11 protein-coding genes are annotated in these 16,739 nt (G+C 72.0%); 4 read left to right on the top strand and 7 right to left on the bottom strand.

From position 1 onward, the window contains the following. From H9641_RS20045 to H9641_RS06765, 3 genes are all read right to left on the bottom strand, one after another. Positions 1-409: inositol-3-phosphate synthase (locus tag H9641_RS20045; RefSeq protein WP_225220089.1), on the bottom strand; the 409-nt coding region annotated here is incomplete at its 3' end. Between the two features lie 313 nt (positions 410-722). Further along, positions 723-2,183 (bottom strand): hypothetical protein, encoded by a 1,461-nt coding sequence (locus H9641_RS06760; protein WP_191802142.1) that lies wholly within the window; start codon positions 2,181-2,183, stop codon positions 723-725. 56 nt (positions 2,184-2,239) lie between these two features. Next, positions 2,240-2,836 carry an RNA polymerase sigma factor gene (locus tag H9641_RS06765; RefSeq protein ID WP_318244425.1) on the bottom strand — a complete coding sequence of 199 codons (597 nt, stop codon included), beginning with the start codon at positions 2,834-2,836 and terminating at the stop codon, positions 2,240-2,242. A gap of 121 nt (positions 2,837-2,957) precedes the next feature. Between H9641_RS06765 and H9641_RS06770 the strand changes: the two genes are divergently transcribed. Then, a complete protein-coding gene (locus tag H9641_RS06770; protein WP_191802146.1) occupies positions 2,958-4,796 on the top strand; it encodes a DUF4012 domain-containing protein in 1,839 nt (612 codons plus the stop codon). A 181-nt stretch (positions 4,797-4,977) separates the two neighbouring features. Further along, positions 4,978-5,694, top strand: coding sequence for a peptidase (locus H9641_RS06775; protein ID WP_191802148.1), 717 nt, complete (start codon positions 4,978-4,980; stop codon positions 5,692-5,694). Positions 5,695-5,773: 79 nt separating this feature from the next. On the opposite strand, the gene H9641_RS06780 is transcribed toward H9641_RS06775, so the two are convergent. The 4 genes from H9641_RS06780 to H9641_RS06795 all read right to left on the bottom strand — a co-directional run bounded on the left by H9641_RS06780 (position 5,774) and on the right by H9641_RS06795 (position 14,753). After that, complete coding sequence (locus tag H9641_RS06780) at positions 5,774-6,484, bottom strand: hypothetical protein (RefSeq protein WP_191802150.1); 711 nt, start codon at positions 6,482-6,484, stop codon at positions 5,774-5,776. A 200-nt stretch (positions 6,485-6,684) separates the two neighbouring features. Further along, on the bottom strand, positions 6,685-9,318 hold the full coding sequence (locus H9641_RS06785) for a glycosyl hydrolase family 18 protein (protein ID WP_318244426.1): 2,634 nt from the start codon (positions 9,316-9,318) through the stop codon (positions 6,685-6,687). Between the two features lie 264 nt (positions 9,319-9,582). Beyond that, a complete protein-coding gene (locus tag H9641_RS06790) occupies positions 9,583-11,547 on the bottom strand; it encodes a glycosyl hydrolase family 18 protein (RefSeq protein WP_318244427.1) in 1,965 nt (654 codons plus the stop codon). Between the two features lie 185 nt (positions 11,548-11,732). Beyond that, entirely contained in the window at positions 11,733-14,753 is a 3,021-nt protein-coding gene (locus H9641_RS06795) for a helix-turn-helix transcriptional regulator (RefSeq protein ID WP_191802152.1), read from the bottom strand. A 546-nt stretch (positions 14,754-15,299) separates the two neighbouring features. Here H9641_RS06795 and H9641_RS06800 point away from each other — a divergent pair. Together H9641_RS06800 and H9641_RS06805 are read left to right on the top strand one after the other, a co-directional pair. Then, on the top strand, positions 15,300-15,602 hold the full coding sequence (locus H9641_RS06800) for a hypothetical protein (RefSeq protein ID WP_191802154.1): 303 nt from the start codon (positions 15,300-15,302) through the stop codon (positions 15,600-15,602). Next, entirely contained in the window at positions 15,599-16,597 is a 999-nt protein-coding gene (locus tag H9641_RS06805; protein WP_191802156.1) for a CorA family divalent cation transporter, read from the top strand. Before H9641_RS06800 ends, H9641_RS06805 begins: the two co-directional genes overlap by 4 nt. The last annotated feature ends 142 nt before the right edge of the window (positions 16,598-16,739 follow it).

A 16,739-nucleotide genomic window follows, 5' to 3' on the forward strand; every position in this document is an offset into this window, starting at 1 on the left:
GGAAGTCGACGATGTCGGCCGCGAGCGCCTCGGCCGCGGCGGCCTGGGAGCCCGTGCGGTGGGCCGCGTCGTAGCCGGGGCGGATGTCCGCGTCGACCGCGTCGAGCTGGGGGCGCACGGCCTCGAGGAGGCGGTAGGGGATCATGCCGGCCTCGACGAGCTGCTCTGCCTTCTTGCCCAGGGGCGTGTCGCTGATGTCGTGGCCGCCCACGACGAGGTCCGCGAAGGCCGGCAGGGCGACGTCGTCGAGCGGGGCCTGCGCGGTGACGCAGCCGGTGGGGGCGGAGAGTCCCGAGGCGATGGCTGCCAGGCCGAGGGTCGCGGTCGTGGCGACCGACCCGCGGGCCCCGACGAACCAGATGCCGGTGCGGCCGTGGTTCCACGTCGACTGGTGGGCTGAAAGGTGCATCGTCGCTCCTGGTCCCGTCGACCCCGGGGACCGGGGCCGATGTGGCGAGCCGAGGGCCTCGTCGCCCTCGACGGGCCTGCGAGCCCGGGGCGGGCGCACTCTCGCTGCTGCGGGGCGTGCTCCTGCTGTCCGGGCCGAGGCCGTGGCCTGACCCTAACCCCCCTTTTGTCGATGGTCAATCAAAAGCCGGAGGGTTCTGCCGTGGAGTCCTGGAAACGGCAACAAAAGAAAGGGTGCCGGGAGCAACGCTCGTCGCGTCACCCCCGGCACCCCCTTCGCCTCAACCGGCGGGCGGGGACGTCGCTGTCGGCCGTCAGCCCACGGACGCGAAGTCCAGCTCGTCGTCGGCGACCGCGACGACCGACCACGCGTTGCCCTCGGCGTCGCTCAGCTCGTACGACGGCACCAGCACCGCGCCGCCGTCGTTCTGGTAGTGCACGGCCCAGCCCAGGCGGGCCTCGGTGATCGTCACGTCGCTGACAGGCCAGGAGATCGCGGCGCCCTCACCGGCCGTCGGTGGCACCGTCGGCTCGGTCGGCTCGACGGGAGCCACCGCCGAGTCCTCCATGATGCCGACCTGCCCGTCCCGGGCGTAGGCGATCATCCCGGAGCCCGCGAACCGCGGGTCGCCCAGGCGCTCGACCGCCACGGTCGGGCTGACGACCGGGTAGTCACCGATCGACACCGTGGGGGCGAGCGACCCGTAGAGCGACGAGAGCCCCGCGCCCGAGTACGTGAAGTTCCACGCGAGGCCCGTGCGCTGGCCCTCGACGACCTGCGCCGCGGTGACCGACACGGCCCTGCCCTCCTCCTCGAACCGGTCGGTGACGAGCTCGTACCCCGCCGGGTCGACCCCGAGCGAGGTCAGGACGTCCCGCGCCGCGGCGATCGCCGCGTCGGCCGTGGGCGCCTCGCCCAGGTCCGCCTGGCCGCACCCCACCTGCGGGTCGACCTGCATCTCCTCGGTGCTCGGCGAGCCCGACCCCACGCCCGGGTCCACGAGCACGCAACCCCAGGGGTCCTTGGTCGGGTCGTTGAACGACACGCTCGCCTGGCCGTCGGGCTGGAGGTTGACCCCGGGGCCCGTGCCGTCGTTCGCCCCGACGACCCACGCCCCGTACTCCTGCCGCGGCTCGCCCGCGACGCCCAGCGCGGCCGCGACGCGCGCCGCGGACTCGGCCGAGAACACGCCCGCCGCGTCGAGGGCCCACGCCGGAGCCGAGCCCTCCTCGGTCCCCAGCCCCGACGCGGTGAAGACCGTGCGACCCCCGAACCCGCCGAACCCGAGGCCGCTCATCCTGCTGTCGGCCGCCGCCGTGCTCGACGCCTCGCCCTGCTCGGTCCCGGGCGCCTGCAGGGTGATGGGTGCGTCCGCGGTCGAGGCGATCGACCCGGAGCCCCCGCCGCTCGCGCTCCCCAGCGCGTACCCGCCCACGCCGAACGCGAGCACGCCCGCGACCGCGGCAGCGGCCGTGAGCGGGAAGCGGCGACGACGCCGCGCGCGGTGCACGGCCAGCTCGTCGGGCAGGTCGGCGTCTGCCGCCTCGACCTCCGGGGGCAGCGCGCTGCCGCCCGACGACGGAAGGACCGTCCGCGGTGCGGGCTCGCTCGGGGCCGGCGCGCCGGACAGGTGCGCACGGACCGTCTCGTCCTTGGCCGCGATGGCCCCCAGGTCGGGGGTCGCCGTAGCGGCCGGGTCGGCGTCGCGCACGCGCTCGTACGCCTCGTCGCGGGGCTCGGGGGCCGGTCCAGGGGTGCGGTCGTCGGTGCTCATCGGGAGCCTCCAGCTCGTCGATCCGGGGGCCCGGATCCTCTACCTCGTCTGTGTCGTCAGCTCTCCGGGTCTTGCACCGGGCGAAGCGTCGGCGTCGCCGTCCGGGCACGGACCTGCACGACCGGCACCTCGCCCGTGTCGCCCGCCCTGGCCTGGGCGGCCCAGGCCTCGCGCAGGCGCGACCTGGCCCGCGACAGCGCCGCGTCGGCGCCACCTCGGCTCACCCCGAGGATCTCGGCGAGCTCGTCCCCGGAGACACCGTCCCAGGCGTTGAGGAGCAGGATGCGGCGGTCGCGGGACGAGAGCGCCGCGAGCACCCGGCGGACGTGGTCGTCACCGAGCGCGAGGGACATCGGGTCGACGTCGTCGGGCTCCTCCGGGACGTCGGCCACCAGGACCGGGCGCAGCTTGCGCCGGTGGTTCGCGAGGACGAAGCCCGCCGTGCGGTAGAGCCACGGGAGCTCGGCCGCCTCGGGGACGTCCGCGCGGCGCCGCCACGCGGTCGCGAAGACCTCGGCCGTCAGGTCCTCGGCGTCCGGGCCCGCCCCACCGACCTGGGCGGGCAGGCGACGGCGGAAGTACCGGTACACCGCCGTCGTGTGCGCGGTGAACAAGGCCTCGAACCAGGCGTCGTCGCGGGGCGGGGGCGTCACAGGGGCTCCAGGTGGGATCGCCGGCATCATCACCCTCCCTGTGTCGTGGCCGGGCGACTCCTTGCACCACGACGCGGTCCGAGTGCCCTTCCAGCCACGATCATGCCTCTACCCTGGGCACATGAGCGCCCCCGACGCCGCCGTCCCGACGCCGCAGCCCGCCACCCGTCCGACGAAGCGCAAGGGGCGCACGGCAGGGTGGGTGATCCTCTCCCTGTTCCTCCTGCTCGTCGCGCTCCTCGTGTGCGGCGCGCTCCTGGCGCGCGACGCGCTCGCGGCCCGCTCCTCGCTCACCGAGGCGATCGAGAAGGTCCCGGCGGTCGAGGAAGCGCTACGCTCGGGGGACGGGGGCGCTGCCGAGGCTGCGCTGGCCGAGGTCCAGCCCCTCACCGCGGACGCGCGCGCCAGCACCGACGGCCCGCTGTGGTGGCTCGCAGGTCGCGCACCGTTCTTCGGCGCCGACGTCCGCGCCTTCTCGACCGCGGCCTGGGCGCTCGACGAGATCACCCAGGAGGTGCTCCCGCCGCTCGCAGCCGCCGCGGCCACGGTGTCGGAGGGCGGGGTCCAGGTGCACGACGGCACGGTCGACCTCGCGCCGCTCACCGCCGCGGCCCCGCAGATCGAGTCCGCGGCGGGCACCATGACCGCGGTCGTGGACCGTGTCGACGCGCTCGACGTCGCGGACCTGCACGACGAGCTCGCCGGGCCGGTGGTCGACCTCCAGGACAAGGTCGACACGCTCGACGGGCTCGTCACGACCGCGCACCGGACCACGACCCTCCTGCCCGCGATGCTCGGTGCCGAGGGACCACGGACCTATGTCGTCATGGCCCTCAACAGTGCCGAGCTCCGCGCGCCGGGCGGCATCCCCGGCGCGTTCGCCGCGATCGGCACCGACGACGGGACGATCACGCTCACCGGGCAGGCCTCGACCAGTGCCGTGGGTCCGTTCCCCGGAGGGATCCGGCCCCTGAACCCCGCCGAGGAGAACCTGTTCGGTCCGAACCTGGCGACGTACGTCCAGGACACCGTCCTCACCCCCGACTTCCCCACGGCCGCCCGTCTGAGCGCCGACATGTGGACGGCGTCGCAGGGGCAGGAGGTCGACGGCGTCCTCACGCTCGACCCCGTCGCGCTGTCCTACCTGCTCGAGGCGACCGGGCCGGTCGACGTCGCAGGGACCACCATCGACGCGGGCAACGCCGTCTCGACCCTCCTCTCGGACGCCTACGAAGAGCTCGATCCCGGCGAGGAGACCGACGCGTTCTTCGCGGCCGTCGCGTCGTCGGTCCTGTCGGTGGCCCTGTCGGGGAGCACCGATCCGGCGAGCCTGCTCAGCGCTCTTCAACGAGCATCGAGCGAGCACCGCATGCTCGTGTGGTCGGCGCACGAGGACGAGCAGGAGCTGCTCACGGACACGGTCGTCTCGGGTGACATCGACTCCTCCGAGCGGGCCGCGGACACCGTCGGCGTCTTCTTCAACGACGCGACCGCAGGAAAGATGGACTACTACCTCGACTCGAGCGTCCAGCACGTGTCGAGCGAGTGCACCGCGTCCGGGCGCTCCGACACCTTCCGCGTGGACCTCACGTCCGACGCCCCCGCCGACGCCGCGACCGACCTGCCCTGGTACGTGACCGGTGGCGGGATCTCCGGGACACCGCCGGGAAACATCCGGACCGACCTCTTCCTCTACCCACCGCGCGGTGGACGCATCGTGAACACGACCGCCGACGGGACGTTGACCGGCAGCAAGGTCGTGGAGAATCACGGCCGCGCCGTCGCGATGCTCCAGCGCGAGCTCTCCCCGGGACAGAGCACGAGCGTCACGTTCACGGTCACGAGCGGCGGGACAGGTGGGACGAGCACCTCGTCGAGCACCGGGCAGATCGACGTCTGGTCGACTCCGACCATCCGTCAGGGAGGCCTTGCCACCATCGAGGTGCCGGTCTGCGGGTGACGGAGAAGATCACGGCGGAGCAACAATTCTCCGCCGACAGGTTTTCACCCCGGACACCCGTCCATCTGGCACCTGATAGTCGATACCCTGACAAGCCAGGGTCCATTGACGGTACCGACGCGCACCAGAGCTTTGACCCTCCCATTCATCGACCGCCACGAACAAGACTGGTGATGACGCCATGAGCACATCAAGGACCACACTCTGGGCGCGAGGACTCGTCGTCGCAGGGCTCGTGGGTGCGACGGCTCTCGTCGGCCCCGCGGCGAACGCTTCCAGCGAGACCCCCGCCCCGACCCCGACCACCGGCGACTACGTCGAGACGACGCCGCCCCCGACGATCGACCTCACGGTTCTCCAGCCCGTGTGCGACGGCGACGTGCCCTATCTCGTGTACGACGTCGACGTGACGGGCACGCCGAACGAGACCGTCACCATCACCTGGCTCAACCCGTCGGGCGAGAACGTCGTCCAGGCCGGGCTGCCCCTCTCCGGGCGCGTCCTGTGGCCCGGGGCCACCGTGAACGCCGCTGGCGAGCCCACGGGCTGGCCGGGCTGGGTGTTCGAGGACGGTGAATGGGTCGAGGGAGGCAGCTTCGGCTGGGTCCGCCCCACGGTCGACGTCCTGTTCCAGGTCAACCCTGAGACCACGGTCTCCGTGGCCTACCCGCCGTCCAGCCCGAACTGCAACACGAACCCGCCGGGCAAGACGACGCCTCCCCCGGGGACGACCGTCGACGGGAAGGTCACGACCGTGGCCAACGTCTCGGACTCCCAGGGCGGCCTTGCGGAGACCGGTGCCACCGTCGGCAAGTTCGTCGGTATCGGCGCGGCCCTCCTGCTCGTCGGTGGCGGCCTCGTGCTCGTCGCCCGTCGCGGTCGCAAGGGCAACGCCTGACGAACCCCGCAGAGCACGAAGGCCTCCGGTGTTCATCACCGGGGGCCTTCGTGCGTGCGACGACCAGGTCTCGCGTCGGCTACGCCGACGCGGTCGCCCAGGTGCCCGCGTAGAGGCGGGACTCGAGCCCCTCGAAGGCCCAGCGGTCCGCGATCAGCGTGGGGCCGTTGGGCGACTCCGGGATGAACCACTGGAGCTGCTCGACCGTCATCTGCTCGGCGCCGTTCGCGTCGACGCAGCTGAGGTCGAAGCGGGTCAGGGTGCCCTTGGCGCCGTCGATCTCGACGTCCAGCGTGCTGGTCTCCTTCGACGCCCCCACCTCGAGCCTGCCTGGGCCCGGGCAGAACGCCCCCTCGGGGACGTAGGCCTGCGCCGTGTCGACCTCACCGACCGCATCACCGCTCAGGACGTCGAAGCTCGGGCACGACTCACCCTCGGGGCAGCCTCCGGCCCGCACCTGGGTCAGGCCCTCCGAGGGCTGCACGATCGACCAGTAGTCGGCGGCGAAGAGAGCGAGCGGGCCCACGTCCACGGTGTTGGTGTGCTGGCCCTCGTGCTCGTCGTGACTCTCGGCAGCAGCCGGCCCGGAACCCGAGGGGTCCGTGTCCGCCGTGGCCTTGTCCGTCGCGCCCCCGGTGCAGGCCGACGCGAGGAGCCCTACCCCCAGGACGACCCCCGCGATCGGGACGAGGCGCGCGCGGCCGGTGCGGCGTCGTCGGGCGGGCTGGGGAGCGGCCGCGACCGCAGCCTCTGATGCGGCCGGAAGAAGGATCGACTGGTGCTTGTCCACAGGGGTACTGCCTCACTCATGTAGGTCGGCCCCGGCGCGACTCACTGGGGAGAGTCGCGCCGGGGCCTCGGACGATTTCACGCTACTGATGCCGGGCCGGGACGGAGATGAGGGGATCCCACATCCTTGCTCGCGGGGTAAGGGAAAACCCGTACCCCGGGTACCGAGCCCGGGCCGGGTCCGGCGACGGTCTCAGGTCGTCAGCACGCGCCGCTGTCGGCCCAGGCGCCCCACTGCTGGGAGCCCGGGGCCTCGCCCTGGGTCCAGTACTTCGCCGTCCACGTGCGGCCGGCGTGGCTGACCACCTTGCCGCCCGTGTAGGTCTCGGTCGCGGACCAGGCGGCCGCGAGGCACGTCCCCGTCCCACCGGTCGAGCCCCCGGTGGTGCCACCTGTACCGCCCGTGCTGCCACCCGTCGTGCCGCCCGTGGGCTCGACGACCGTGACGCCCCGCGGGTGGTCGTAGGTCGTCGAGTACGACACGCCGCCGATCGTGACGATCACGTTCGAGAACTGCGCGATCGGCATGGTCCACTTCAGCTGGTTCGTGATGCTGCCGCCCGCGGGGATCCCCCCGAGGGGCACCGTGAACTGCGCGGTGTGGAAGTCACCCTTGAGCCCACCGACGTTCGGGTCCGTGTGCCCCTTCGTGACCGTCGCGGTCTTCATGCCGGACCAGTCGCTCATCTCGCCCGCGTCGGTCGTCCCGTACTGGAAAGAGATGGTCGCCCCCGCCGGGATGTCGGTCTTCGACCGGTTGGTGAAGACGACCTTCGGGTTGATCGGGTAGTTGCTGTCCCCGAGCGCGAACTGGGTGTAGTCGATGCTCATGTCGATCGCCTGCTGGGGCATGACCCGGTCGGCGTTGGCCTTGGTGGCCCCGTAGGCGGTCGTGGCGCTCAGCTTCGAGTGCATGAGGTCGACCATGGTCTGGCCGATCTCGTACTGCCCCTTGGTCGAGTTGTAGCCGTAGTCGCCCGCGAGCTCCCAGATCATGATGCCGCCGAGTCCCGTGTCCGCGACGTAGTCGGCCTTGGCTCCGATGGCCTGCGTCGTGTCCCCCGAAAGGAAGACCTTCTTGCTCGCGTTCCACCACCACTCGTTCTTGGTCACGGGATCGAAGTGGTGCTCGTACGAGCCCGTGACCGCCGTCGGGACCTTGTAGGAGGCCGCGTAGTCGCCCGCGATGCCCTTCTGGAGGTTGAGCGCGTGCCAGATCGGGTTCACACCCGCCGGGACCGCGTTGCCCTGGGGATCGGAGTCGAACCAGAGGTTGTCGACGCCCTCGGCCCCGTAACCGCACTTGCCGTTGGTGCCCGCCGGGCACGCGAAGCCCGACGGCGGGACCGCCTTGCCCCCCATGCCGTCGACGCCGCCCTGGACGCCCTGGAACCCCCGCGTGTAGAAACCGACACCGAGATTGACCCGCCCGGCCGGCATGGCGCCGCGGAAGTAGTGCGCGGCCCAGTCGCCGTTGAGGTAGCCCATGCCCTGGTACGCCGTGTAGACGCCCGCGGCCGTGAGCTCGGGGTCCTTGCCGTCGTCGAACAACGGCGAGTTGCCGCCGACGTGCTCGTTCCACGCACCGTGCAGGTCGTAGGACATGAGGTTGACGTAGTCGAGGTACTGGACGACCTGGAAGGCCTCCATCCCCCGCAGCAGCCATCCCGACGACGGCGTCGCGGTCGTCAGCATGTAGTACTCGCCGTCCTCGGCCCCCGCCCTGTCGAGCTTCTCGCGAAGAGTCTTGAGCAGGTTCACGTACCCCTGGAAGTGCTTGTCGCGCTTGGCGTCCGAGAACGCGAAGTCGTCCGGGTTGCCCGCGCCCTTGTTGGACGTGGGGTACTCGTAGTCGATGTCGATGCCGTCGAACCCGTACTGACGGATGAACGCGACCGTCGAGTCCGCGAACGTGTCGATCTTCGCCTGGGACTCCGTCATGGTGTAGAAACCGCCGGACGCGACGCGCTTGCCGTCCGCGTCGAAGTACCCACCCGTCTCGGCCCAGCCGCCGACGGCGGGGATCACCTTGACGCCCGGGTTCGCCTTCTTGTACTTCGCGAGCAGGTTGAAGTGCCCCTGGTACGGCAGGCTCGGGTCCATCTCCGCACCGGCGACGCCAGGCCACGTCATGCCCGTCGACGCGTTGCCGGCCGCCTGCGCGTTGACCGAGATCTTGTTGTCCGCACCCACGTGGGCGAACGCGTAGTTGATGTGCGAGAGCTTGTCCCACGGGATGTCGCTCGCGAGGTAGCGAGGCTGCCCGTTGGCACCCGTGCGCCAGCTCGAGAAGTACCCGATCACGCGGCGGTCGAGCCCGTTGGGGAGCTTCTCCCGGCCGTCGGCGTCGTAGACGTCGCAGTAGGGCACGTCGACGCCGGGGGTCTTGTACATGCCGTCGGGACGGCACGCCTCGTGGCCCGTCGCCGGGGTCACGGGCGTCGTGGGCGTCCCCGTGGGGTCGGGGGTGCCGGTCGGGTCGGGGGTACCGGTCGGGTCGGCCGTCCCCGTGGGGTCAGGCGTGGCCGTCCCCGTGGGGTCGGGCGTCCCTGTCGGGTCGGGGGTGCCGCACACCCCCTGGGACTCCCAGGGGCTCGTCGTCTCGGTTCCCGGGACGTTGCCCTGCGTCCACCACTTCGCGCGGTAGTTCACGCCGCCGTACGAGGCTGTCGCGGACCCGGTGTAGGTGGCCGTCGAGGACCACGCAGGCGCGCAGGCCGTGGCTGCGGTCGAGGACGTGGCGGTGGCCGTGACGACCATCGTCGCGAGCAACGCTGCCGTCGTCGCGAGGGCCGCGCCGACCCGAGCGCGGTGCCCGGTGAGTTTCACGTGCATGAATCTGCCTTCGTTGTGCGGAGCGCGGCACACGGTGTGCATGCAGCGCAGAGGACCGCAGGGCGTCACCCTGCGGGAGGAGGGGCTGGACCCGGGGTCGGTCGGGCACGAGGCGATGCCCCTGCGCGACCGACCCCGGTCCGGCGGCGGAGAGCCGCTCCGTGGGTCCCGCCGACGACCGAGCCTCGTGGGGCGTCGGTCCTCGGCGGGGGCCGGGGGTGCGAGCGGGGGGGGGGGCGGGGTAGCCCGCCCCCGGCTCGGCTGTCAGCAGGCGCCGAGCGCCTGCCACGGGCCGTACTGCTCGGCTCCGGGCACGTTGTTCTGCGTCCACCACTTGGCCGTGTACTTCTGACCCTGGTGAGAGACGGTCGCGCCGCCCGAGTAGGTCGCGGAAGCGGACCAGGCCGGTGCGGTGCACGTCCCCGTGCCCGTCGTGCCACCGGTGGAACCGGTCGTGCCGCCCGTCGTCCCACCGGTCGTGCCGCCCGTCGGGTCGGTCGTGCCGCACGCGGCGACGAGCTCCCAGGGGCTCCCAGCCGTGCCGGGGGTCTCGTTCAGGGTCCACCACTTGGCCTTGTAGTTCTTGCCGCCGTGGGACACCGTCGCGCCACCGTTGTAGGGGCTGCTCGCAGACCAGGCCGGCGCGCACGTCGTCCCCGTCCCGCCCGTCGGGTCCGTCCCGGTCGGGTCAGTACCCGTCGGGTCGGCGCCCGTCGGGTCCGTCCCGGTCGGGTCAGTACCCGTCGGGTCGGTGCCCGTCGGATCCGTCCCGGTCGGGTCACCACCGGTCGAGCCGCCCTCGACCGGCCCGGTCGCAGCGGCGCGGAACTTCGTCGCGAGCCCCTTGAGCAGCGAGCCGTCCTGGTTGCCCGTGAGGTCCCACCACATGGCCCCGCCGAGCTTCTTGCCGGCGATGTAGTCGCCCTTCACACCGACGGACCTCGGGTCGTCGAAGCTCCACCACTGGTTGCCGTCGTAGCGCCAGGAGGCCACGGATACCGGGTCGAAGTAGCCCGTGCCGAGGTTCTTCAGCTTGTCGTAGTCCTCGTTGCCGGCTTCCCAGGTGCCGGGCCCGGCGTCGGTCGCGACGCCCCACGGCGCCGATCCCGTTGCGCCCTTCCAGCCGCGTCCGTACATCGCGAGGCCCAGGGTCAGCTGCTTCGCGGGGACTCCCGCGTCGAGGTACGCCTTGACCGCCTTGTCCGCGCTGTACTGACGGTTCGCGGGCCGCGTGTCGGTCGGGTCGTCGTACAGGTTGCCCTGGTGGCCCGTGAGGGTCTTGTTCCAGGCACCGTGCAGGTCGTAGCCCTGGATGTTCCCGAAGTCGAGGTACTTGTAGTTCTCCGGGTCGTTCCAGCCGCCCGACGCGATGTCGTCGGGGTTCGCCGGGAGGAAGGCGCTGAGCTGGTACTTCTTGCCCGTGGTCGCGCCGTAGGCGTCGAGCTGGGTGCGGAACTCCTTGAGGAGCGCCTTGAAGTTCGCCTTGTCGTTGGCGACGTCGACGAAGTTGCCGACCTCACCGTTGTTCGAGCCGGGCCACTCCCAGTCGATGTCGAAGCCGTCGAACACGCCGGCTGCCGAGCCGGGGCCGCCGCGGCCGTCGATGACGGGGAGGTTGCCCTTGAGGTACAGGTCGATGCACGAGGAGACGAGCTTCTTACGGCTGGCGTCGGTCGCTGCGGCCTTGGAGAAGTTCTTGGACCAGGTCCAGCCGCCGATCGACAGCAGGGCCTTGACCTGGGGGTTCTTGGCCTTGAGCTGCTTGATCTGGTTGAACGAGCCGGCGAGCGGCTGGTCCCAGGCGTCGGCCACGCCGGAGACGGAGTTGGCGGCGGTGTAGCCCATGCCGTAGTCGGCCCAGGCGTCGCCCGCACCGTCCGACCCGTTGACGCCGGGGCTCTGAGCCTTGTTCGCCTCGAAGCAGGTGAGCGTCTGGTGGTGGATGTTGCCGAACGCGTAGTTGAGGTGCGTCAGGTCGGCGGCCGCGCCGGAGTCCTGGAGCTCCTTCATCTTGAAGTCACGCCCGTACACACCCCACTGGGTGAAGTACGCGACGTTGCGGTATCCGTTGATCGCGCTGTCGCCGGTGAGGGCGGTCGCGGTGGCTGCCGGGAGGGGGGTTGCGGTCGCGGCGACGGTGCCGGCGACCAGGGACGTGGCGAGCATGGCTGCTGCGGTCAGTCCCGCGGCGACGCGCCTCGCGCGCCCTCGTGGAGTTCTCAGTCGCATGTGTCTGCCTCACTTGGCTGGGGGCTCTGTGCCCAGTGACCCGGACGTCGTTGCCCAGGAACACTTCGAGACTAGGGAGCCGCGAGCCTGTCGTGAATCCGCGTTTCCCACATTGTTCACCTCGCGTACATACAGCGGGAGCGTAGGTGTTCCCCCGTACGTGTTCCTCGGTCTCGTACGTACGCTCAGCGTCCGACGCGGTGTGCGAGCACTGCGAGCTCGACCCTCGAACGGACCCCGAGCTTGCGGAAGACCCGCCCCAGGTGCACCTCGACGGTGCGCACCGACAGGTACAGCTGGTCCGCCGCCTCCCGGTTGGAGCCGCCCTGGACGACGAGGAGCGCGACGTCGAGCTCACGTTCGGTGAGCTCGTCGGCCCACCGTGCGCGCAGCTCGTCGAGAGCGTCGTCGGAGACGTCGCTCTCGCGGGCGGCGAGTCGTGGCCGCCCCAGGCCCGACGACGTCGCGGAGGTCCCCGAGGACGTCCCCCCGGGAGCGGCGTGCGTCGGGGCGCCGTGCCCAGGCCGCTCGGGTGGGGCGAGCGCCCCGAGATGGGCGAGGACCGCGGCGAGCTCCTCCTGGGCCTGGCGCACCCAGGCCCATGCGCCGGACTGGGTCAGGAGCTCGACCGCCGACAGCAGGTGCTCGTGGGCCGCAGGAAGGTCCCCCCAGCGGATGAGCGCACGTCCCAGGCACAGCTCGGTGCGTCCGTGCTCGAAGGGCGACGCGATTCCCCGGCCCGCCGAGGCGACCGCGTCACGCAGGGCGATGGCGTCCTCCGGTCGGGCCAGCGCGATCTCTGCCCGCGCCAGGGTGGCGACCCGGTTGGCCGGCGAGAGGTCCTTGGCCTCGACGCGCCGTCGGGCCAGTGCGCGTTCTGCAGCGTCCGGCCTGCCCGCGAGCACCCACGCCTCGACGTCGTCCATCCCGGGCAGGTGCAGCATGTGGGCGCAGTCGCGCCGGTCGGTCTCCGCGGCGAGCTCGAGCAGCGTGGCCGCCTGTGTGTGGTGCCGGGCGAACGAGGCACCGATGGCTCGATCGACGAGGAGGCCGAGCCGGACCGGCCGCGACGTCGGGCAGGAGCAGGTCTCCTCGAGCGCCGTGGCGACGGTGCCCACGCTGCCGTGGACCGCCATGTCGAGTCGCCGTGCGACGGCGACCCCCGTCCCTGCGAACGGCAGGCCGACCGGAAGGCTGAAGGCCGCCTCCTCGAGCTCACGGCGGGCCTTGGTGATGTTCCCCGACCAGAAGTGGACGAGGACCTGCGTCAGGCGCAGGTGCGCCTCGACGTAGGGGGTCACGGCCCCCGACGGAGCGTCGAACCATCGCCCGCCGGAGCGGACCGGGGCGAGGTTGGCCATCGCGCTGGCCAGGGCCTGCCCGGCGACGTCCAGCGCGTCCTCGTCCGCCAGGGCGATCGCCCGGCTCACCTGCGCGTAGGCCTCCTGCTCGGCCGTGAGCCCGGAACCCGGGAGGTTCGCCTTCTTCCCCCGTTCACCCACCCCGTAGTTGGCGAGCCACGCACGCGTGACGTCGAGCCCGCCGACCCCTTGTGTACATCGCCGGGCCAGCCTCTTGGCGGCGTCGAACGCCTGGGAGGCGGCGACGCCGTCGCCACGCTCGGCGTGCAGGGTCGCCGCGCTCGTGAGGCCCCGGACCACGTCGCCGATCTCGCAGCCGCCGCTCGCTTCCCGCGGGTTGCCGTCGTGGTCGACACAGCAGGTGCAGGCGTCGTCGTTGTCGGCGAGAGCGAGGAAGGGGGCGATGACGTCGTCGGGCACCTGTCCCTGGACGTGCGTGAGCGCGACCACGAGCGGGCTGAGGATGCGCGCCGGGCTGACCCCGTCCTCGCAGCGCGCGGCCTTGCGCAGCCAGTCGGCCGCGTCGTGGACGTGGCCGGACTCGAGCGCGGCGGTGCCGGCGAGGACGAAGGCCTCGCCACGATCCGCTCCGGTGGCCTGGCTCGCTGCCTCGCGCGCGACCTCGTGCGCCCACACGACGTCGCCGCGGGCGAGCAGTCGCCGGGCGAGCGACACGAGTCCTGGGACCAGGGACGGATCGCCCGCGAGGGTCGCCAGGGCCGTGTGCCAGGTCGCGATGTCGTCCTCGCCGACCGCGGTGTGGACCGTCGCCAGCCGCAGGTGCGCCGCCGTCCGGTCCGCGAGGCGGGCGTCACCGTGCACGAGCGACCGCACCCTCGGGTCGGTGAAGGCGAACCGGCCCGAGACCAGCGAGAGCTGGCCCGACAGCGGGCCGTCGAGGACCTCGTCGATGCTCAGGCCCGACGCCGCCAGCAGGACGTCGGTCCGCTCGACCACGGCGACGGCCGCGACGAGCAGCGCCCGACGCTCTTCAGGGGCCAGGTCGTCCAGCCGGTCGCCGATCAACGCCCGGACCGCAGGAACTGGCGGCAGAGGGTCGGGCAGGATCGTGGTACCGGCGAGCTGCTCGGTCGTGAGCAGGCGTGCCGTCTGGGCGATCGCGGCCGCGTTGCCCGCGAGCTGACGTGCGAGCCGGGCAGCCACGTGCGGCGCGACCGCCATCCGCTCCTCGACCAGCAGCAGGTGCAGCGCTTCGGACGAACCGAGAGGCGTGAGCTCGCGGACCTCGATCGGGTAGGGAAGGGGTCGGTCGAACCCGCCGGGGACGGACGTCGCGAGGAGCACGAGCGAGGCACGACGTTGCGCGACGAGCCCGACGATCACGGCACGGCTGATCTCGTCGACGAGGTGGAGGTCGTCGGCCAGCAGGACGATCGTCCGGTCTGCGGTCGCCTCGTCGAGGTACTCGGCGAGGGCGACCGCGCCGACCTCCGGCAGGTAGCCGTACTCCGGGTCCGCGACGTCGAGGGGCCGGACGAGACGGTCCGGCACGGCGTGCCCGGTGGCCTGGGCGACCTGGGAGACCAGGGAGCGCACCGCACTGCCGGCACGCTGCGGGCCGACGGCCTGCGCGACCCGCAGGATCAGCGGCGGGCGCGCGCCCGGCGACTCGTGGAGCGCCTCGTGCACGAGCTCGAGCGTCGTGCTCGCCCCCATGCCCGGTTCACCCGTCCAGACGAATGCGCCGCGCCCGTCGGCCACGGCCCCGAGGGCGATGTCGATCTCGGCCCGCCGGGAGGAAAGTCGCTCTGGCCGGTGCTCGGCGGACGCGCGGGACGTGCGCTCCTGCTCTGAGTTCAGGAAATCTTGCTTGCTGGCTGGCATGTCAGACCCTCCCGTCCGGAGCAACGATGGCCGGACGACTCTCAGGAATGTTAACAACCCGACGTAAACTCGGGCATCCTGTCCCGTTACTCGTCAGTATCTTCGGCGACCACACCCGGAGGCGGGTTGCCGGGGCCTTCGACCAGGTCTATGGTGACCTCGTTCCTCCGTTCCCAGTGCGAAAAACGTCGACACCTCAGACGAGCACGGAACCAGAAGCAGATGAGAAGGAGGTGAGAGCGATGCAGGACGGCACCGGTCATAGATCCCCGCACTGCGCGCTCGAGCCCCGCAGCCCTGCCCGCTGACCTCCCGCTCAGCCCCGGCACGGCCCTCGGGTCACGGTCGCCAGTGCGCTCCATTGCACCGTTTCCCCCTCTCCGCCCAGGTCCTGGTCGCACCCCGCGACACCTCGGACCGCTGTGCTCCCCGCGTACCACCGGCGCCGCCGTGCGCCGTGACACGCCCGGGCACGACGGTCACGCTCCGCCCAGGACCAGGCGTCCGGTCGGCACCGTCGAGAGCACGGCGCCGGGAAGGACCACCATGTCGACGACCATCCACCTCAGCGCCCTGCTCCCGCTCCCCCGCGGCACCTCGTCGCTCCCCCGCCGGGCTCCCGAGCCCGCCACCCGTCGCGCGGACCGCCGCCCCGACCTGGAGCGCCAGTCGATCACCTTCACGATCGGCCTCTACCTCTTCATCTGCGCGGCGCTCCTCGGGACGCACGTGCTGGCGGCGCGCGCCGTCCCTGCCGAGCCTGCTCCCCCGGTGACGACGACCGCTCCGGGCGACGCGACGGCGTCGGGCACGACGATCGACGGCACGCCGCAGGACGTGACCCCGTGACGGGGACGGCGCGCACGGTCGCCGAGGCGGCCCGCCACAGCACCCCGCACACCCCGGCACGCCCGACGACGGAGCGCCCCTCCGCACGTTTCGACCCGCAGGTGCTGCGGGCCAGGTGGCTCCAGGTCGCCTCCGAGGACCCCGCCACGGTGGCCCGCGCCCGCGCCGAGGGCGTCGACTTCACGCTCGCTGCCGGACGGGTCTGGGAGACCGACGAGCACGTCTACCTGCCGCTCGTGGCGACCCACCTGCGCGGCGACTCCGTCGAGCGCGACCTCCTGACGTTCGCGCTCTCGCCCGATCACGTGGCGACGGCGCAACCCACCCGGCACTACCCGATCTTCGACAAGGCCATCGCCCGCATGCGACGCACCCCGCGCCTCACGCTGAGCTCGTACGGGATCATGTACGCCCTGGTCTACGCGCTCAACGAGGCCGCCGAACGCGTCATCCACCACGCGAGCGACCTGCTCGAGGAGATGTCCGACGAGATCGAGGAGGCCACGCTCGGCTACGACCGGCGCGGCCGGGAGATCGGCGTGACCGACATGCAGGGCACCATCGCCCGCATGAACCGCGCCGAGGAGATCGTGTCCAGCACCCAGGAGTCCCAGCTCTCCCTCGCACGTGCCGCCCGGCACCTGCGCAGCGAGATCGCGGACACCGACCCCGTGCTCGCCGGACTCGTCGAGACCCTCGTCGCGGACATCGACGGCGTCAAGGAGCACGCGAGCTTCGAGCACGACAAGGTCCGCTACCTCCAGCAGGCCATCATGACCTCGCTCGACGTCAAGCAGAACCAGATCGTCAAGGTCTTCACCATCATCACGGCCGTGTTCCTGCCCCCGACGCTCATCACCTCGTTCTACGGCATGAACTTCACGCACATGCCCGAGCTCGAGTGGACGCTCGGCTTCCCGTGGATCGTGCTCGTGACGCTCGTGGCCGCCGTGATCCCCCTGGCGTACATCAAGCGTCGGGGCTGGCTGCGCTGACCGCCGCCTCGTGGCCCCGGCTGCGCGGGACGCCGCCCGGACGTCGCCGGGGCCGGATGTCCCGGCGACGCCGGACGCCGCCGGGTCCACGACAGGCAGGTCGTGGTCCCGACGGCGTCGGCATGCGCAGGGCTGGTCCCTG

The organism is Oerskovia merdavium (assembly GCF_014836755.1).
GTDB classification, from domain to species: Bacteria; Actinomycetota; Actinomycetes; order Actinomycetales; family Cellulomonadaceae; genus Oerskovia; species Oerskovia merdavium.

Coding starts and splice junctions, on each gene's coding strand:
- H9641_RS06775 (WP_191802148.1), top strand. CDS start 4,978: ATGAGCACATCAAGGACCACACTCTGGGCGCGAGGACTCGTCGTCGCA.
- H9641_RS06795 (WP_191802152.1), bottom strand. CDS start 14,753: ATGCCAGCCAGCAAGCAAGATTTCCTGAACTCAGAGCAGGAGCGCACG.
- H9641_RS06800 (WP_191802154.1), top strand. CDS start 15,300: ATGTCGACGACCATCCACCTCAGCGCCCTGCTCCCGCTCCCCCGCGGC.
- H9641_RS06790 (WP_318244427.1), bottom strand. CDS start 11,547: ATGCGACTGAGAACTCCACGAGGGCGCGCGAGGCGCGTCGCCGCGGGA.
- H9641_RS06770 (WP_191802146.1), top strand. CDS start 2,958: ATGAGCGCCCCCGACGCCGCCGTCCCGACGCCGCAGCCCGCCACCCGT.
- H9641_RS06785 (WP_318244426.1), bottom strand. CDS start 9,318: ATGCACGTGAAACTCACCGGGCACCGCGCTCGGGTCGGCGCGGCCCTC.
- H9641_RS06760 (WP_191802142.1), bottom strand. CDS start 2,183: ATGAGCACCGACGACCGCACCCCTGGACCGGCCCCCGAGCCCCGCGAC.